This window comes from Micromonospora sp. HM5-17, from assembly GCF_003762835.1.
GTDB lineage: Bacteria > Actinomycetota > Actinomycetes > Mycobacteriales > Micromonosporaceae > Plantactinospora.
In genome coordinates this window covers 255,717-274,183 of record NZ_RJWA01000004.1, presented here as the reverse complement: position 1 = coordinate 274,183, position 18,467 = coordinate 255,717, and the positions used below count along the sequence as shown (strand labels likewise).

The 18,467-nt window shown below is 72.4% G+C and carries 16 protein-coding genes; 5 read left to right on the top strand and 11 right to left on the bottom strand.

Going from position 1 to position 18,467, the window contains the following annotated elements; translation table 11 throughout:
• Positions 1 to 15: 15 nt before the first annotated feature.
• Positions 16 to 801 carry an ABC transporter permease gene (locus tag EF879_RS14690; RefSeq protein WP_233604466.1) on the bottom strand — a complete coding sequence of 262 codons (786 nt, stop codon included), beginning with the start codon at positions 799 to 801 and terminating at the stop codon, positions 16 to 18.
• Positions 802 to 888: 87 nt separating this feature from the next.
• Positions 889 to 1,893, bottom strand: coding sequence for an ABC transporter substrate-binding protein (locus EF879_RS14685; protein WP_233604465.1), 1,005 nt, complete (start codon positions 1,891 to 1,893; stop codon positions 889 to 891).
• 815 nt (positions 1,894 to 2,708) lie between these two features.
• Between EF879_RS14685 and EF879_RS14675 the strand changes: the two genes are divergently transcribed.
• Both EF879_RS14675 and EF879_RS14670 read left to right on the top strand, forming a co-directional pair.
• Positions 2,709 to 3,557 (top strand): GntR family transcriptional regulator, encoded by an 849-nt coding sequence (locus EF879_RS14675; protein ID WP_123558893.1) that lies wholly within the window; start codon positions 2,709 to 2,711, stop codon positions 3,555 to 3,557.
• Positions 3,558 to 3,602: 45 nt separating this feature from the next.
• Positions 3,603 to 4,541, top strand: a complete 939-nt coding sequence (locus EF879_RS14670; protein WP_123558891.1) for a DUF6282 family protein — start codon at positions 3,603 to 3,605, stop codon at positions 4,539 to 4,541.
• A gap of 55 nt (positions 4,542 to 4,596) precedes the next feature.
• Here EF879_RS14670 and EF879_RS14665 read toward each other — a convergent pair whose 3' ends face one another.
• From EF879_RS14665 to EF879_RS14630, 8 genes are all read right to left on the bottom strand, one after another.
• Positions 4,597 to 5,076 (bottom strand): OsmC family protein, encoded by a 480-nt coding sequence (locus EF879_RS14665; protein WP_123558889.1) that lies wholly within the window; start codon positions 5,074 to 5,076, stop codon positions 4,597 to 4,599.
• 175 nt (positions 5,077 to 5,251) lie between these two features.
• Positions 5,252 to 6,640 (bottom strand): cellulase family glycosylhydrolase, encoded by a 1,389-nt coding sequence (locus tag EF879_RS14660; RefSeq protein ID WP_123559238.1) that lies wholly within the window; start codon positions 6,638 to 6,640, stop codon positions 5,252 to 5,254.
• Positions 6,641 to 6,773: 133 nt separating this feature from the next.
• Positions 6,774 to 7,997, bottom strand: coding sequence for an arginase family protein (locus EF879_RS14655; protein ID WP_233604463.1), 1,224 nt, complete (start codon positions 7,995 to 7,997; stop codon positions 6,774 to 6,776).
• Positions 7,998 to 8,062: 65 nt separating this feature from the next.
• Positions 8,063 to 8,992 (bottom strand): tetratricopeptide repeat protein, encoded by a 930-nt coding sequence (locus EF879_RS14650; protein WP_123558887.1) that lies wholly within the window; start codon positions 8,990 to 8,992, stop codon positions 8,063 to 8,065.
• A gap of 161 nt (positions 8,993 to 9,153) precedes the next feature.
• A complete protein-coding gene (locus EF879_RS14645; RefSeq protein ID WP_123558885.1) occupies positions 9,154 to 10,842 on the bottom strand; it encodes a methylmalonyl-CoA mutase in 1,689 nt (562 codons plus the stop codon).
• 251 nt (positions 10,843 to 11,093) lie between these two features.
• Entirely contained in the window at positions 11,094 to 11,519 is a 426-nt protein-coding gene (locus EF879_RS14640) for an Asp23/Gls24 family envelope stress response protein (RefSeq protein ID WP_123558883.1), read from the bottom strand.
• Positions 11,520 to 11,905: 386 nt separating this feature from the next.
• A complete protein-coding gene (meaB, locus tag EF879_RS14635) occupies positions 11,906 to 12,889 on the bottom strand; it encodes a methylmalonyl Co-A mutase-associated GTPase MeaB (RefSeq protein ID WP_123558881.1) in 984 nt (327 codons plus the stop codon).
• Positions 12,886 to 14,115 carry an acetyl-CoA C-acetyltransferase gene (locus EF879_RS14630; RefSeq protein ID WP_123558879.1) on the bottom strand — a complete coding sequence of 410 codons (1,230 nt, stop codon included), beginning with the start codon at positions 14,113 to 14,115 and terminating at the stop codon, positions 12,886 to 12,888. Before EF879_RS14630 ends, meaB begins: the two co-directional genes overlap by 4 nt.
• Before the next feature lie 64 nt (positions 14,116 to 14,179).
• On the opposite strand from EF879_RS14630, the gene mce reads away from it, so the two are divergent.
• Entirely contained in the window at positions 14,180 to 14,650 is a 471-nt protein-coding gene (gene mce, locus EF879_RS14625) for a methylmalonyl-CoA epimerase (RefSeq protein ID WP_123558877.1), read from the top strand.
• Between the two features lie 24 nt (positions 14,651 to 14,674).
• Here the strand turns inward: mce and EF879_RS14620 are convergent, their stop codons facing one another.
• Positions 14,675 to 15,556: a hypothetical protein gene (locus EF879_RS14620; protein WP_123558875.1), complete on the bottom strand. Its 882-nt coding sequence runs from the start codon at positions 15,554 to 15,556 to the stop codon at positions 14,675 to 14,677.
• A gap of 176 nt (positions 15,557 to 15,732) precedes the next feature.
• On the opposite strand from EF879_RS14620, the gene EF879_RS14615 reads away from it, so the two are divergent.
• Together EF879_RS14615 and EF879_RS14610 are read left to right on the top strand one after the other, a co-directional pair.
• Positions 15,733 to 16,839, top strand: a complete 1,107-nt coding sequence (locus tag EF879_RS14615; RefSeq protein ID WP_158624176.1) for a TIGR03621 family F420-dependent LLM class oxidoreductase — start codon at positions 15,733 to 15,735, stop codon at positions 16,837 to 16,839.
• A gap of 197 nt (positions 16,840 to 17,036) precedes the next feature.
• The gene (locus EF879_RS14610) at positions 17,037 to 18,317 is read left to right on the top strand and encodes a cell division protein DivIVA (protein ID WP_123558871.1); all 1,281 of its coding nucleotides are present in this window, start codon (positions 17,037 to 17,039) and stop codon (positions 18,315 to 18,317) included.
• Positions 18,318 to 18,467: the final 150 nt, after the last annotated feature.

Genomic DNA, 18,467 nt, shown 5'->3' with positions numbered 1-18,467 from the left:
GGCGCACCGGACTGGTCAGGTGGAGATCGCCTTGGCCCACGGCACCAGCAGGCGTTCGAGCCCGACCATGAGGTAGTAGAGCGCGGCCCCCATGATGCCCAGCATGGTCAGCGCGGCGAACGCGAGCGGGGTGTCGGCGGTCTGCGGCGTGACGGCCACCACCGAGCCGAGGCCCTCCTCGGGCTGGGTGACCTCGCCGATGCAGGCGCCGATGATGGCGAGCGAGATCCCCACCTTCAAACCGACGAAGATCTGCGGCAACGCCCAGGAGAGGCGGACCCGGTAGAAGGTCTGCCACCACGATGCGGAGAGCGAACTGGCCAGTTCCCGCAGGTCGGCCGGGGTCGAGCTGAGGCCGGCGATGGTGGAGACCAGGATCGGGAAGAACGAGACCAGCACCACCATCACGATCTTGGGCTGGGTGCCGAACCCGAACCAGATCAGCAGCAGCGGGGCAAGGGCCACCTTCGGCAGGGCGTTGAACGCGGCGATCAGCGGCATCACCATCCGCTCCGCCGTTCGCGACGCGGCCAGCAGGACCGCGAGGACGAGCCCGCCGCCCACGGCGATGCCATAGCCGACGACGACCTCGTAGAAGGTGACCCAGGCATGGCCCAGCAGGGTGTCGCGCAGCCGCACGAACGCGTCGAACACGTCGGGCGGACCCGGGAACATGAAGGTGTCGATGTCGAAGAGTCCGGTGATCAGCCACCACAGACTGAACACCAGTACCACGCCCAGCAGGGGGAGCCCGGCGTACGACCTTAGTTTCGACAGGGCGGTTTCCCGATCCTCGGTCACGCGCAATCCTCCTGGATGCTTCGGCCGGGGTGGCGGACACCGCGGGTCCACCACCCCGGTACGGCTCTCGTCGCTGCCGGTCCGCGCTCAGGCCTTCGTAACGAATCCGAAGTCGACGACGCGGTCCGGGGTCAGCTGCTGGGTGATGAGGCCGGAAGCCTGCATGAGGGCGATGGTCCGAGCCACCCGCTGCTCGTCCATCGCGCCGATCGCCGCCCCGCCGGCCGGCTTGACGTAGGGGGTCATCGCCTTGATCTCACCCACGCCCGCCGCGACCGGGTAGGTCGGCTTCACCTTGTTGAGGATCGTCGCGGCCTCTTCGGGGTGGTCGATGGTGTACTGGAGGCCCTTGAGCAGGGCGTTGGTGACGCGCCGGACCAGATCAGGATCCTGCTGGATCAGCGTCGGGGTCGTGATGATGGCGTTGCCGAAGAGGTCCCGCAGGTAGTCACTGTACGGCAGCACCACCACCTCCTTCTTGGTGGCGTTCTCCAGCGCGGTCCGGCTCAGCAGGAAGGTGCCGAGAGCGTCAACCTGGCGGCTGGCCATCAGACCGTTGAGCGCGGTGGTCTGGGCCCCCTTGATCGTGACCTTGTTCTTGTCGAAGCCGGCCAGCTGGGCGTACGCCGGGAAGAGCAGCTCGGTGACCGACCCGGTGGCGGTCGCCAGCGTCTTGCCCTCCAGGTCCTTGGGCGTGGAGATCTTGGTGTCCTTCGTGGTCATCACCGCGACCAGGGTCTGCTGGTGCACGGCGGCGACCGCCCGCCACTCGGTGAACGCGCCCTTACCGGCCTGGATCACGGCGCCGGTGAAGTCCAGGGCGGCGAACTGCGCCTCGCCCGCCTTCAACGCCGTGAGGTTCGGTACGTTGCCTGCGCCCTCCTTGATGTCGACGTCGACGCCGGCCTCCGCAAAGTAGCCCTTCTCCTTGGCCACCCAGACGAAGGCGTCCCGACCGACCGCGCCGAACGCCGTCACGTAGGTGATCTTCCGGGTTGCCTTCCCCTCGCCGCCGGCGGAATCGTCCGAGTCGGATCCGCTGCACCCGCTCGTCACCGCCAGCGTGCCGGCCAACAGCATCGCTGCCAGCACACGAGAGCGCCTGACCATCACATGCCTCCAGATTTCGAGTCGACGACGAGGGCGGGCATCGGCGGCCACCCACAGTCGCCGCCTCGCTCTATCGACGCGCGTCTGCCTCCGGCCCTCGCCCGGTCGAGAATCGTAAATGACCCAGATCAGGAATGTCATCGACAAGATCCGGTCAAAATTCGGGCAAGCAATCAACAGATCCTGGGGCACTCCTAGAGTTTCAGCAGCTCAGAGCGCTTGACATGATCGATCTACAGAGGACATCCTGGTGGCAGGATTGTTGATAATCTTGGAGACAATGTGGCCTCAGAGCTGCTGCACCATGGTGTGGGCGCCGCCCCGACCACTCCGTCCGGGCTGACACCGGCCCGTGGCACGGGCACCGGCCTCGGGTCAGCAGGGCCCCGGATCGGCTGGCTCCAGGTCGGCGGCCGCCACACCCGCCGCCGCGGGGTCGGCCGGCCCGGCGTGCACCGGTCCGGCTCGGGTCGGCGCCCCGGTCGCGTGGTACGCGACGCCCGGATGCGGACCGTGGTCGGCCCGAAGGCGGGACGCAAGCATCTCATCCCGGCTCCGCGACGCGGCCAGGGGTACGCCCGCGTACGGTGGGGCGGCGGGCGCGCTGTGGTTAAGGTCCCACGCGTGCATTCCGTCGACACGTGGACCGCGCGGACCCGAGGTACCAGTCTCGTTCCCGCAACCGTCTCCGTCGCCGTTGCCAGGGAAATCGCCCAGATGTTGACTGACAACAAGCGCCTGGTGACAGCGTGCTACCCAGACCTGGCCGGATATGCCCCGACGGTGGTGGCGCGAGGATGAGCGACGAGTCGAGGCCGGGTGACCCGCGTCCCGAGCCGCACGCCGCGACGACGACACCGGCCCCCGCCACCGGAACACCGGCCGATGAGCCGCCACCGGCGTCAGGACGGGCCCGGCAGCGCGAGGCGACACCGGCGCCGGCCCCCCGCCGAGGGGCGGGCTCCGGGCGGCGTACGGGCGGACGCACAGCCGACGAGGCGTACGAGGAGCTCCGGCGGGCGATCCTCCAGGGCGAGCTGATGCCCAACGAGCGCCTCATCGAGGTCAACCTGGCGGCCCGGCTCCAGGTCAGCCGCGCCGTGGTCCGGACCGTGTTGGTCCGGCTCGGGCAGGACGGCCTCGTCGTCCTCACCCCGAACCGGGGCGCTCACGTACGGCTCTTCACCGAGGCCGAGGCGGTGGAGATCCTCCAGGTACGGGCCGTGCTGGAGGCGCTCGCCGCCCGACAGGCGGCCCGGAACGCCACCGCCCGGGAGATCGCGTCGATCCGACGCATCCTCGACCGGATGGCACGCAAGCTCGACCAGGACGACCTGCTCGGCTACTCCGACGGCAACGCCAAGCTGCACGCCGCGATCATCGCGGCGGCCCGGCACGAGACCGCGGCCCGGCTCATCGCCGGCCTACGGGCCCAGCTCGTCCGCTTCCAGTACCGCACCATCCTGGTGCCCGGCCGGCCCGCCGAGTCGTACGCCGAGCACACCGCGATCGTCGAGGCGATCGCCGCCCGCGACCCCGACGCGGCCGAGGCCGCGATGCGGAAGCACCTCGGGCACGTCGAGGCCACCCTGGCCCGGACCGCGACGGCGCAGCGCCGCCGCTCCGGATCGTCCCGTACCGGTTGAGCGAACCCACCCACCCCTTTCCCGGAGCACTCCCGAAGGAGCAGCATGTCCGAGCACCCCGTTCCCTCGTCCCGCGCCCGCGCCCTGGTCGCCGGGGCGTACGACACCCACGTACACATCGCCCCCGACGTGATGGACCGGCGGATCGACGATTTGGACCTCGCGCGGCGGTTCGCCGAGGTCGGGCTCGCCGGGTTCGTCCTGAAGTCGCACTACGTCCCGACCGCCGAGCGGGCCATGGTGGTCCGGAAGGTGTGCCCCGACGTCGACGTCCTCGGCGCCGTCACCCTGAACGGCGCGATCGGCGGGATGAACCCGGCCGCCGTGGAGATCGCGGGCCGGCAGGGGGCCCGGATCGTCTGGATGCCCACCGTGGACTCCGGCAACCAGCGGCGGAGCACCGCGACCGACCTGCCCGGAGCCAAGCCGGCGATGTGGGGGGCGCTCCAGGCCGACCTGCACGCCCAGGGGATCGTCCCGGACGCGGTCGAGGTGGTCGACGCCGACGGGCAGGTCCTCGACCAGGTCCGCCAGGTGCTCCGGGTGATCGCCCGGCACGACCTGGTGCTGGCCACCGGTCACCTGGCCGGCCCGGAGATCCTCGCGGTGGTTCGCGCCGCCCGCGAGGAGGGGGTACGCCGGATCGTCGTCACCCACCCGGAGTTCACCTCGCAGCGGCTCAGCGTGGCCGAGCAGCGGGAACTGGCCGAGGCCGGCGCGCTGCTGGAGCGCTGCTTCACCACGCCGTACACCGGAAAGGTCGCCTGGGACGACCTCTTCGCCAACATCCGGGCGGTCGGACCGGAGCGCTCGGTCCTCTCCAGCGACCTCGGTCAGCCGTTCAACCCGCCGGTCGAGGACGGCCTGGCGCTCTTCGCCGACCGGCTGCTGGAGGCGGGCTTCACCGAGGAGGAGGTACGGACCATGGCGGTGGAGAACTCCCGCTGGCTGGCCGCCCCGGCGACGGCACCCGTTTCGGCCTGACCCGCCGCGCCGCCCGAGCCCCCGGCGCCGGGGGCTCGGGCGGTGCCCGCGCCGGTCAGTCCTGGCCGGCGGCGCGCACGGTCGGCTCGTGGCGGACCGGGAAGGCGACCGAGCTGGCGATGAAGCAGATCCGGTGCGCCTCCGTGTGCAGCGCGACGGCACGCTCCACCATCTCCGGCGCGGCGACGGTGACCCGTGGCCGGAGTACGACCTCGGTGAAGGATCCCCCGCCGTCGCCGGACTCGGTCATCGTGCCGACCGGCTCGTCGGTGTACGCCGTCACCACGACCCGTCCCCGGGCGCAGAGGCTCAGGTACGACAGCATGTGGCACTGGGCGAGGGAGGCCACGAGGAGCTGCTCCGGATTCCAGCGGCCCGGGTCGCCCCGGAACGTCGGGTCGGCCGAGCCGAGCAGCGGCGGCGGCCCGTCGGCACCGATCTCGTGGTCACGTCCGTACGAGCGGTAGTTGACCGTGCCCTCGGCGCCGGCGCCGGTCCAGGTGAGTCTGAGCTGGTATTCGTGGGTCCTCGCCATGGTCAGATTGTCGGCTCCGCGCCGGCGGACCGGTGCCGGGGTCGGGGCGGAGAGTCGCGACCGTCGGAGGCCGGAGCCGACGGACCCGGGGGCCGGTCCAGGCCGAGAAAGGAGTTGGCCGGGTCGAGCCACGGCGGGGCCGACCCGGGCACGGGGCCGAGCGGACGCGATCCGGTCAGAAGTCGTCCGGGGTGCGGATCCGGTCGCGGATCCAGACGCCCGCCGGCTTGAGGCGGGCGGTGCCGGCGAACTGACCCGTCGCGCAGGTGCCGGTGGTGAAGACGGCGCCGGAGCGGAAGTCGTCGGAGTAGTTCCAGTTCACCCAGCTGATCTTCCGGCTGGCGAAGAGGTCCAGGTAGCGCTGGGCCATGGTGAAGTCGTTCGGACCGTCCCCGGTGTACTCCTGGGTGCCGAACTCGGTCACGAAGAGCGGCAGCAGGTCCGCCGCCCGGGCCACCGTCTCGTAGTGGTAGTCGCGGTGCGAGGCGGCGTAGAAGTGGAAGACGTACATGACGTTGTCGGCGTTCACCGGGTTGGCGGCGATGGTCTCCGGTCCGCCGCCGTTGCCCGAGGCGCCGAGCGAGGACCAGTCCGGGGTGCCGACCAGCACCACCGCGTCGGCGTCCCGGGTACGGATCACCGGGATGATCTGGTCGGCGTAGCTCTTGACGGCGCTCCAGGACACCCCGTTCGGCTCGTTGGCGATCTCGTAGATGACGTTGTTCTTGGCCTGGTGCCGGTCGGCGATCTCGGCGAAGAAGGTCCGGGCCCGCTCCAGGTTGACGTTCGGGTCACCGGGGTCGAGCATGTGCCAGTCCACAATGGCGTACAGGCCCCGGGCCGTGGCCAGTTCGATGTACTGGTGCACCAGGTCGGTGAAGCGGCGCGGGTCGGTCTCGTAGCCGCCCTCCTGGATGTACATCGAGATCCGCAGCACGTCGGCCCGCCACTCGTTGGCGAGTACGTCGAGCGAGCCGGCGGTGACGCAGTTCGCGTACCACTGGAGGCCGTGGGTGCTCATCCCGCGCAGCTGGATCGCCTTGCCCCGGGCGTTGCAGAGCTGCCGGCCGCAGACCCGGAGCTGGCCGTTGGCGGCGACCGGCGTGGTGGCCGGCGGCACCGTCGGGGTCGGGCTGGCTGGCGGGGTGGTCGGCGGGACGGTCGCCCCGGAGCAGGGCTGGCCGTTGAGTCGGCACCCGGCCGGGGTGCCCGGGCCGACGCCGATGAAGCCGAAGGTCACCGACGTGCCCGGAGCGATGGTGCCGTTCCAGGAGCGGTTGCTGAAGGTGTGGTGCTGGCCGCTGCTGACCAGGACGGCGTCCCAGTAGCTGCCGACGGTGGTCCCGGCCGGCAGGTCGAACTCGACCCGCCAGGAGGCGACGGTGCCGGGGCCCGGGTTGCTGATGGTGTAGCGACCCTCCCAGCCGGAGCCCCAGTCGGACACCTTGGCGAAGCTGGCGGTGGGGGCCGCGGCGAGCTGGGTGGCTGCGTGCGCCACGACCGCCGCCGGTGCCGCCACCAGGGCCAACGGCACGGCCGCGACCGCCGCGACGAGGCCGGCCAGCAGGAGCTTCCTACGCTTGGACGCCACGGTTCCCTCCGAGACGGTCGACGCGGAGCCGGTCGGCCGAGGCCGACCGACATCAATCAGCGTCGAACTATAAGGAAAGCTAAGAGTTCCCGCAACCGACGGGCGGTCAGGCGATCTCGACCGCGGAGCCCGGCTCCGGGGTCGGCCCGTCCTGGTCCGGCCGGCCGTCGGCCCCCGACCGTTCCGGATGGTCACCCGAACCGGCCGCCGCGCCGAGGGCGGTGGCCGTCGACGGCCGGGCGAAGACGGGGATGACCCCGTTCGGCAGCCCGGTACCGGGGACGGTCGGCGATGGCACCGGTGGCGGGGGCGGCGCGGCCGCCGATCCCGACCGGGGCAGCACCGCCACGCCGGGAGCGCCGCCGGCCGGGCCACGCTCCGGAGCGGTCGCCGGCAACAGCCGCGACGGCACCGCCCCCGGCGTCGCGACCGGGGCGAGGCCGGCGACGAGGGTGTCCACGATCTCGGCGGCGTACACCCCGTCCGGGTCGTAGTCGGGGTCGAAGACGGTCAGCTCCACCCCCAGGCAGTGCGGGGTGTCGACCAGGCCGGCCAGCAGCAGCTCCAGCTCGGCGAAGGCGATCCCGCCCGGGTCCGGCGCGTCGACCGCCGGCATCACCGCCGGGTCGAGGACGTCGACGTCGACATGGACCCAGTAGCCGACGCAGTCGGTCAACTGGTCGTGCGCCCACTGCGCGGTGCGGGCCGCGCCCTCGGCCCGCAGCGCCGGCACCGGCCGGGTCAGGATTCCGGCCGCCTGGAGGTCGAGCCGGTACTCGTCGTGGGCGCGGATGCCGAGCACCACCACGTCGATGTCCCGGAAGTACGGCCGGCGCCCCTCGATCGCGGCCAGGTCGGCCTGCCCCCGCCCGGTCACCAGGGCGAGGTCCTCCCCGGCCGCCGCGCCAACGTACGAGGCGTTCCCGGGATGCCGGAAGTCGGAGTGGCCGTCGACGAAGACGAGCCCGATCCGACCGCCGACCGCCTCGCCGAGCCGATGCATGGCCAGTGCCGAGCCGAGGAGGATCGAACAGTCGCCCCCCAGCACCAGCGGAAACTCTCCCCGGTCGATGATCGCGCCGATCCGGTCGGCCAGCGCCATCGAGTAGGCCGCGATCGAGGCGGCGTGGCACACCCCGTCCCCGGGACGCCAGTCGCCGGGGTCGTACCGGGGCGGGGTGAGGCAGCCCGCGTCCCGGGCGCCGAGCCGGCTGATCAGGTCATGGTCACGCAGCGCGCCCGGCGCCTTGGCACACCCCGGCACCGAGGTGGGGGTTGGCGGACGCAGGCCCAGGTTGGACGGGGCGTCCAGGACGGCGATTCGGCGCATGGCAGTGCCTCCGTCCCGTGTCGCGGCTGCCAGCAGACGTATCCGCTGCTCGTACTCACATTGTTCTAGAAGAGCGCGCGGGAGAGTGCCCGCCGGGCGGACGCCACCGCGGGATCGTCCGGACCGGCGATGGTGAACAGGGACACCAGGTGTGCCCGGGCGGCCTCCCGGTCGTCCCCGGTCGTCCGGCGGACCACGTCGACCAGCCGGGCGTACGCCTGCTCGGCCTGGCCGTTGAGCACCTCGATGTCGGCGGCCAGCAGCTGCGCCGGTATGTCGTCCGGCTTCGCCTCGGCCGCGGCCAGCGCCGCCGCCGGGTCCACCCCGCGCACCCGCCGGGCCAGTGCGACGTGCGCCAGGCCCGCCTCGGCCGCCGCGTCCGTCGGGCTGTCCGACAGGATCTTCTTGTACGCCGCCTCGGCGGCGTCCAGATCGCCGTTGACCAGGGCTTCGTCGGCCTCGGCGAGCCGCGGGTCCCCCGGCGGCTCCACGGCGACCCCACCCGCCTTGAGCAGCGCCGCGATCCACTGCCGCAGCTGCGCCTCGGGCTGCACCCCGGCGAACGCGTCCACCGGCTGACCGCCAATCATCGCGACCACCATCGGGATACCCTGCACCCGGAACATCTGCGCGATCCGCGGGTTGGTGTCGACGTTGACCTTGGCCAGCACCCAGGCGCCGCCTCCCTCGACCGCGAGCTTCTCCAGCACCGGGGAGAGCTGCTTGCAGGGCTGGCACCACTCGGCCCAGAAGTCGATCACCACGGGCGTGGTGAGCGAACGCTCCAGCACCTCGGACTGGAACGTCGCCTCGGTGACATCGATCACTGCGACCCCGCCCGTGCGGCCGGCGGACGCGCTGGGCGACGCGCCACCGGGCGTCGGGCCGGCGGACGGGTTGGCCGGAGGCGGTGCGGGAGTCTGGGCGGCGCGCAGGGCACCGAGATCCACCGCGCCGCGGGTGAAGATCGACGAGGTCATCCGTGGGTCGCTCATGGTTGTCTAGTCTCGCACGCGCTGGGCCGCTGCCAGACGAACCGCCAGTGGCCGACAGGCGACATGCACCGGCCCGGCTCCGGTAGGCCGGGCCGGCCCCGCCGGAACCGGCACCGGACGTGTCAGAACCGGCACCGGCGGTACCAGCGCCGGGCCGGTGGTCAGAACCGGGCCGGCTCCCGGTAGACGCCCCACTCCGCCCGCAGGGCGTCACAGATCTCCCCGAGGGTCGCCTCGGCCCGTACGGCGTCGAGCATCGGCGGGATCAGGTTCTCCCGGGTACGGGCGACCTCGACCATCCGGGCCAGCGCGGCACTCACCGCGGCGCCGTCCCGGGCGGCCTTCCGCTCGGCCAGCACCCGCCGCTGCTCCAGCTCGACCTCGTGCGAGACCCGGAGGATCTCCAGTTCCTTGGCGACGGTGCCGGTGTGGCAGTTCACCCCGACAATCTTCTTCTCGCCCTTCTCCAGCGCCTGCTGGTAGGCGAAGGCCGCCTCGGCGATCTGGCCGGTGAACCAGCCGTCCTCGATGCCGCGCAGGATCCCGGAGGTCATCGGCCCGATCGGGTGTGGGCCGTCGCCACCGAGCCGCCGGATCTGCGCGAAGATCTCCTCCGCCTCGGCCTCGATCCGGTCGGTCAGCGCCTCGACGTACCAGGAGCCCCCGAGCGGGTCGGCCACGTTGGTGACCCCGGTCTCCTCCATCAGCACCTGCTGGGTCCGCAGCGCGATCTCGGCGGACTCGTCGGTCGGCAGCGCGAGGGTCTCGTCCAGCGCGTTGGTGTGCAGGGAGTTGGTGCCGCCGAGGACCGCGGCGAGTGCCTCGACCGCAGTGCGGACGACGTTGTTGACCGGCTGCTGCGCGGTCAGCGACACCCCGGCGGTCTGGGTGTGGAAGCGGAGCCACATTGCCCGCTCCGCGGTCGCGCCGTAGACGTCGCGCATCCAGCGGGCCCAGATCCGGCGGGCGGCCCGGAACTTCGCGATCTCCTCGAAGAAGTCGATGTGCGAGTCGAAGAAGAAGCTCAGGCCGGGGGCGAATACGTTCACGTCCAGGCCCCGGCTCAGCCCCAGCTCGACGTAGCCGAAGCCGTCCGCCAGGGTGTACGCCAGCTCCTGGGCGGCCGTCGCGCCGGCCTCCCGGATGTGGTAGCCGGAGACCGACAGCGGCTTGTACCGGGGGATGTTCGCCGCGCAGTACTCCATCAGGTCGCCGATCAGCCGCAGGTGCGGCTCCGGCGCGAAGAGCCACTCCTTCTGGGCGATGTACTCCTTGAAGATGTCGGTCTGGAGCGTGCCGTCCAGGGTGGAGACGTCGGCGCCCTGCCGCTCGGCGGCGACGAGGTACATGCAGAAGACCGGCACCGCCGGTCCGGAGATGGTCATCGAGGTGGTGACCCCGGCCAGGTCGATGCCGTCGAAGAGCACCTCCATGTCGGCGGCGGAGTCGACCGCCACCCCGCAGTGCCCGACCTCACCGAGCGCCCGCGGGTCGTCGGAGTCGCGCCCCATCAGGGTGGGCATGTCGAAGGCGACCGAGAGGCCCCCGCCGCCCGCGCCGAGGATCATCTTGTAGCGCTCGTTGGTCTGCCGGGCGTTGCCGAAGCCGGCGAACTGCCGGATGGTCCAGGTCCGTCCCCGGTAGCCGGTGGGGTACAGCCCCCGGGTGTACGGGTACTCGCCCGGCCAGCCGATCCGCGCGAACCGGGGATCGTCGGCTCCCTCCGGCGGTCCGTACACCGGCTCCACCGGCATCCCGGAGAGCGTCGTGAAGTCTGCGTCCCGCTTCCGCGCGGCGTCGTACCGGGCCTGCCAGCGTGCCCGCCCCGCGGCGATCTCGTCGGCGTTCATCCGCAGCGCTCCTCCCCCGAGCCTCGACTGCCCATCGAGTGTAAAGCGTCCCTGAACGATCGCTAAGGCAGTCGGTCGGGAAGTACGAGAAAGGACCCCTCTCACGTCTCTCGCCCGGGAGAAGGGGTCCTTTCGGTGACGGCGTCGGCGACGCGACGGGACGACTCCGGTGTCGGCGATGCCGGATGGGTGACTCCGGTGTCGGCGATGCCGGATGGGTGACTCCGGCGGTGGCGACGCGGGTGCCCGGCTCAGGCGGTGGCGGCCGGCGGGTTCAGCTCGATGTCGTCGACCTTGACGTTCACCTCGGTCACCTGGATGCCGTACTTCTCGACCTCCTCGATGACCTTGACCCGGACCGCCTCGGTCACGTCGGCCACCACGTGACCGGCCTCGATGACCAACACGATCTTGATTGACGCGGTGGTCCCCTTCACCTCGGCCCGGACGCCTCGGCCGGCGTCGCCCAACTCCTCCAGGCCGACCCGGTCCAGCACATCGTTGAAGAACCGGGCCAGGTCACCGCCGAGGTCTGCCACCCCCGGCACCGAGCGGGCCGCCGTACCGGCAATCTTCTCAATGACCTCTTCGGACACCTCGGTGACGCCGCGCGGCGCGGCGGCGGGCTGCGCGGCCGGTGTGGCGGCCTGGCCCGCGTCGTTCGGAACGTCGGTCATGCTTTCTCTCCCCCTGGTCGTGGCGGCCGGCCTGACGTGCGCCCCGGCGCGTCCGGGCAGCCGGCGCGACACCATCAGCGATGACGGAGCCTACTCGCCGTGGGCAACCGGACGGCACCGCCGGAGGCCCGGACCCCGGTGGGCCGTCCGGCCCGCAGCCCGCGAACGGCCCGTGGCCAGGGAACCGAGCCGGGGGTACGGGCTCCGGCCACCGACGACCAGCCGGCGGGACCGCCGGGGTGCGCAGCGCGGCGGTCGCCGGCCACGACAAGCGGGATGAGCAGGACGGATATCAGCACGTTCGCCCACCACTGGCCGCGGCAGGCCCAGGCGATGCGGCACACCGCGCTGGACGGAGCCCGAGCAGGGTCCGCCGGGCGGCCGACTCACCGCCCGGCGGACCGGTCGAGCTGGTCGAGGAGTTCGGCGGCGGCGGCGTACGGGTCCGTCGCCCCGTCGGCCACCCGGGCGGCGAGCGCCGCGAGCGACGTACCGGAGCGGAGCGAGCCCAGCCGGTCCCGGAGGGCGCCGAGCGCGATCGCCTCGATCTCGGCGGCGGCCCGCGCCTCGCGGCGACGGCGCAGCTCACCGTGTTCGACCAGCCAGCCGCGGTGCTTCTCGATCGCCGCGACGAGGTCGTCGATCCCCTCGCCCCGGGCCGCCACCGTGCGCACCACCCGGGGCCGCCACTCGCCCGGTCCGCGCTCGCCCAGCGCGATCATGCCCTGGATGTCCCGGACCGTGGCGTCGACGCCGTCCCGGTCGGCCTTGTTCACCACGAAGACGTCGGCGACCTCCAGGATGCCCGCCTTGACCGCCTGGATCGCGTCGCCCATTCCCGGGGCGAGCAGCACCAGCGTGGTGTCGGCCAGCGAGGCGACCTCCACCTCGGCCTGGCCGACCCCCACGGTCTCCACGAGAACGACGTCGCAGCCGGCGCCCTCCAGCACCCGCACGGCGGCCGGGGTCGCCGCGGCCAGTCCGCCGAGGTGGCCGCGGCTCGACATCGACCGGATGTAGACGCCGGGGTCGGTGGCGTGGTCCTGCATCCTGACCCGGTCGCCGAGGATCGCCCCGCCGCTGAACGGGCTGGACGGGTCGACGGCGAGCACGCCGACCCGGTAGTTCCGGATCCGCAGGGCCCGGACCAGCTCGTTCGTCGTGGTCGACTTGCCGACCCCGGGCGCGCCGGTCAGACCGATCACCTGCGCCCGGCCGGAGTGCGGCGCGAGCGCCGCCGCGATCTCCGGCAGCAGCGGGTCACCGGACTCGACCAGGGTGATCAGCCGGGCCACCGACCTGGCGTCGCCCGCGCGGGCCCGCTCGACCAGCAGCGGTACGTCGCGGCTGCGCCGCGGTGATGCCGTCACTCCGCCCCGCCGCGCGGCCCGGGAACCCGGATGATCAGCGCGTCGCCCTGCCCTCCCCCGCCGCAGAGCGCCGCCGCGCCGGTGCCGCCGCCCCGGCGACGCAGCTCCAGGGCCAGGGTGAGGACGATCCGGGCCCCGGACATCCCGATCGGGTGCCCGAGCGCGATGGCCCCGCCGTTGACGTTGACGATCTCGGGGCTGACCCCGAGTTCGCGGATGGCGTGGACGCCGACCTGGGCGAACGCCTCGTTGATCTCGATCAGATCGAGGTCGGCGACGGTGAGCCCGGCCTTGTCCAGCGCGTGCCGGATCGCGTTGGCGGGCTGCGAGTGCAGCGAGTTGTCCGGGCCGGCGACGTTTCCGTGCGGGCCGATCTCGGCGAGCCAGCTCAGCCCGAGTTCCTCGGCCTTGGCGCGGCTCATCACCACGACCGCGCAGGCACCGTCGGAGATCGGCGACGAGCTGCCGGCGGTGATCGTGCCGTCCGGGGTGAAGGCCGGCCGGAGCCGGGCCAGCGACTCGACGGTGGTGTCCGGTCGCACCCCCTCGTCCTCGGTGACCACCACCGGCTCGCCCTTCCGCTGCGGCACCGTCACCGGGACGATCTCGTCGGCGAACACGCCGTTCTTCTGCGCCGCGGCGGCCTTCTGGTGGCTGGCCGCGGCGAAGGCGTCCTGCTCCGCGCGGGTGATCCCGTACCGGGCGTTGTGCCGTTCGGTGGACTCGCCCATCGCGCAGCAGTCCCAGGCGTCGGTGAGGCCGTCCAGCGCCATGTGGTCCTTGATCACCACGTCGCCGTACTTGTAGCCGGCCCGCTGCCCGAGCAGCAGGTGCGGCGCGTTGGTCATCGACTCCATGCCGCCGGCCACCACGATGTCGAACTCGCCGGCCCGGATGAGCTGGTCGGCCAGAGCGATCGCGTCGAGCCCGGAGAGGCAGACCTTGTTGATGGTCAGCGCCGGCACGGTCATCGGGATGCCCGCCTCGACGGCGGCCTGCCGGGCCGGGATCTGGCCGGCGCCGGCCTGGAGCACCTGCCCCATGATCACGTACTGCACCTGGTCGGCGGCGACGCCGGAGCGCTCCAGGGCGCCCCGGATTGCGATGCCGCCGAGCTTCGTCGCCGGAAAGTCCTTCAGGTTGCCGAGCAGCCGGCCCATCGGGGTACGGGCGCCACCGACGATCACGGATGCCGAGGGTGTGGATGCCTGGGGAGCTGATGCCATGGGATCTTCGCCTCCGAGGGGGCCCGGCGGAACGCCTTAACGATTGTTAGGTCAGACTAGCGTCATGGGTGCTGACGTTCCGGCCGAGTCCGCTGCCGAGTTTGTCACAGACATCGGGCTGCTCCGGATCGACCATGTTGGCGTGGCCGTTCCCGACCTCGACGCCGCCATCGAGTTCTACCAGCGGGTCTTCGGGATGCGCTGCGTACACACCGAGACCAACGTCGAGCAGGGCGTGCGGGAGGCGATGTTGCGCGTCGGCCCGACCCCGGACGGTGGCTACGTGCAGCTGCTGGCCCCGCTGAGCCCCGACTCCCCGATCGCGAAGTTCCTCGACCGGCGGGGCGCGGGGGTGCAGCAGGTGGCGTACACCGTGGCGGACCTCGACGCGACCTGCGCCGCACTACGCGAGCGCGGCGTACGGCTCCTCTACCCGGAGCCGCGCCGGGGCACCGCCGGCTCCCGGATCAACTTCGTGCATCCCCGGGACGCCGGCGGCGTCCTGGTGGAACTGGTGGAGCCGGCCGGCGGGTAGCCGCCCCGCGGCGGGGCCGCGGGCTCAGCCGGGCACGGTGTCGTACGCCCGGACCAGCTCGGCCGGCAACGGCGCCTGGTCGCTGACCCGGCGGAAGTCGCCGAGGGTGGTGCCGGTGCACTCCGAGTCGACGTTGCGGGCGCCGGACCCGGACTCGACGTCCCGGCGGTTCACCACCCGGAAGTCGATGGAGAAGCGGGTCCGGCCGGAGGTGTTCGGCACCGTGGTGTGCAGCTGCGCCCCGGAGAAGACCAGCACGCCGCCCGGGGGCGTGATGATCCGAACGTCGGGCTCCAGCTCCAGGTCCTGCTCGGCCCGGGGCTGCTCCCGGGTCTCGGTGTACACCTGCTGCGCCGCCACCGTACGCCCGTGCGCCACCCACTCGGCGTAGTTGTAGTTCCGCGAGCTGTTCCGCACCCCGGTGGCGAAGTAGTTCGGGTGGAAGGCCATCACGTTGGACTCCGCCACCTCGTACACCGGCAGCCAGAAGTTGAGCTGCGACATCGGTGCGGAGAACCAGGTGTCCCGGTGCGGCGCGAACTGGAGGGTCAGCCCGGCGTTGAGGTACTCGCTGGTCATCGTCCGCAGCCGGGGCACGTCGAAGTACGTCTGCTCCGGGTCGGCGCCGAGGTCGGTGAGGATGCCCCGGACCAGTTCGGCGCTGCGCGGGTGGTTGATGAAGGTGGGCTTGAGGTCGGCCAGCACCCGGACGTAGTCCGGGCCGGCGAGGTGGTGCTGGGCGTCGGGCGGGAAGTGGGGCGCGAACGCCTGTTCGGCCAGCTCCCGGGCGAAGGCGACCAGCGCCATCGAGTGCGGGGTCGGCGAGTAGACGAAGAGGTCCCCGGCGAAGAGCCTCGCCCGACGGTCGTCGTCGGACATCGGCGAGTCGAAGTGCACCACCGTCACTGCGGCCTCCTGGGTAGCTCGCGGTAGGTCTGCGCGACGGTCACGGTAGGCCTCGCCCGGGTGGCCCGGAAGGAGCCGTCAGGTCACGACCCGTGTCGAGAATCCGACTGTGTGCAACCGGTTCGGTTCCGGTCGGGAGCGTGGGCGGGCGGGGCCGAGACCCGTAGAGTCGGGCGATGCCGCCCGCGATCCCCGCGCCCGGCGCCGCCACCGCCGGCCCCGCCGCACCCGACACCGCAGCCGCCCCGGTCGCGACCGCCGCCGCATCGACCCCCAACGCGCCCGGTACCACCACGGCCGCCGCCGGTGCCGGTCCGGGCACCGCGGCGGGGCGCCCGGTACGGCCGTTCCGGTTCACCGCGTCGATGCCCGGGCTCGACCGGCCGGTCGACCGGTGGCGCGACGAGATCCGCCGGATCGAGGACCTCGGCTTCAGCTCGGTCTCGATCTCGGACCACGTCACCGGCGGCTGGGCGATGGACCCGCTGGTGGCGATGACGGTCGCCGCCGAGGCCACGACCCGGCTGCGGGTGCTCGGGTTGGTCCTCTGCAACGACTTTCGGCACCCGGTGCTGCTGCACAGGTCGCTGGCCAACCTGGACGTCTTCTCCGGCGGCCGGCTGGAGATCGGGCTGGGCGCCGGCTGGCTGCGTGCGGACCACGACGCCGCCGGGCTGCCGTTCGACCCGCCCGGGGTCCGCGTCGCCCGGCTGGCCGAGTCGGTCGAGGTGCTGTTGGGGCTCTTCGGCGCCACTCCGGTGACCTTCGCCGGACGGTACTACCGGGTCACCGACCTGGACGGGCTCCCCAAGCCGGTGCAGCGTCCGCACCCGCCGCTGCTGATCGGTGGGGGCAGCCGCCGCGTCCTCGAACTGGCCGGGCGACGAGCCGACATCGTCGGGATCAATCCCCGGCTCGCCCCGGACGTCGACCCGCTCGCCGCGGTCGCGGAGCTGAGCCCGGAACGCTTCGCCCAGAAGATCGCCTGGGCCCGGTCGGCCGCGCTCGCCGCCGGACGCGACCCGGAGACCCTGGAGTTCCAGGTACGGATGTTCGACGTCCGGGTGGTGCACCGGGGCGTGGAGCACCGCTCCACCTCCAGCCACGCCCGGCTCGCCGACGCCGCCGCGCTCGCCTCCTCGCCCGCCGTCCTGCACGGCAGTGTCGACGAGTGCGTCGACCGGCTGGTCGCGCTCCGGGAGCGGTACGGCGTCTCGTACCTGCACCTCGGGGGCAATCTCGCGGCCGCCGCCCCGATCGTGGCGCGGCTCGCCGGAAGGTGACCGAACGGTGGCTGGGAGGTGGCCGGGAGGTCGATCGGGAACCACACCGGCGGTCCGGTTGCGGAACCGGATTCGGATCAGCGAAGACCGTAGAAATGGTACGGCTCCGCGGCGAGTCGAGTTGACCATGTCCACTGCGGGCGATAGAGCCTCCCGGCTCTTGCGAAAGACCCCGGTGAGTCTGCGAGTATGTCCCAATGCCCCAGCAGCAACCCTCCCCTCTCGCGTTCTTCGACAACGCGAACTCACAACCAGATTTCACGATCGCTCTGCGCGGCTACGACCGTGAGCAGGTCAACAGCCACCTGGGCCGGCTGAACGCGGCACTGCACCAGGCGCAGCAGGACCGCGCGGACGCCGAACAGCGGATGAACGACGCCCAGCGACGGCTCCGCCAGGCCGAGCAGCGCATCGCGGCGCTGGAGCAGAAGCTCAGCGACACCAACAAGCAACTGGAGGAGAACAGCCGACCCACCCTCTCGGGTTTGGGTACCCGGGTCGAGCAGATCCTCCGCCTCGCCGAGGAACAGGCCAACGACCACCGCAGCGAGGCCAAACGCGAGTCCGAGGGCATCCTCTCCGCCGCCCGGCTGGAGGCGCGGGAGATCACCGACAAGGCCCGCGCCGAGGCCGCCGCGATGAAGGCCTCCGCGGAGCGGGAGGCGGGCAGTCTGCGTACCGCCGCGGAGCGGGAGGCGGCCGAGGTGCGCGTGCAGGCCCGCCGCGAGGCGGACACACTCCGCGCCGACGCGGAGCGGGAGACCAAGCAGCTCCGCACGGTCACCGCGCACGAGGTGGCCGAGCTGCGGTCCACCGTCGAGCGTGAGGTGGCGACGCTGCGTGCCACCGCCGAGCGGGAGATCACCCAGCTGCGCGCGAAGGCGGCCCGGGAGGCCGAGGAGAAGCGCGCCGAGGCAACCAAGCTGCTCGCCGACGCCCGCGACAAGCGGGACAAGGACCTCCAGGCGCTGGAGCTGCAGCTGGCGGAGCGCCGGGAGAAGGCCGAGCGCGAGGAGTCGGAGCGGCACGCCGCCCAGGTCGCCCAGACCCAGAAGCTGGTCGCCGAGGCCGAGCAGCGGGCCGCGGCGGCGCAGGAGCGGGCGAAGGAGATCGAGCAGCGCGCCGAGGCGCGCCGGTTGGAGTCGGAGCGGACCGCCGCCGAGACCATCGAGCAGGCCAAGGCGCTGGCCGAGAAGACCCTGAACGAGGCGCGGGCGGAGGCCCACCGCCTGCTCACCGAGGCGCGCACCGAGGCGGAGCTGACCACGCAGGCGGCCCGCCGCGAGGTCGAGGACCTCACCCGGCAGAAGGACGCCGTCACCGCCCAGCTCGGCCAGATGCTCTCCGGCCTGGCCGGCATCGTTCCGGGCGCGAGCGCCGCGACGCCCGCCGCCACCACCCCCAAGACCGAGACCGAGACGAAGTCCAGCGACAAGGACGACACCGAGAACCGGCTGACCGCCGACGTCTCCAGCTGACTCGGCGGCTGGTCGCGCGGGTCGGACTGCGGGGCAGCAGCACGACCGGGGCCGTACCGGAATCTTCCGGTACGGCCCCGAGCGCTGTCTGACTCATCCCCCACCACACCGTCACCGGCCGGCGGGGCTCGTCCCGGCCACGCCGGGTAT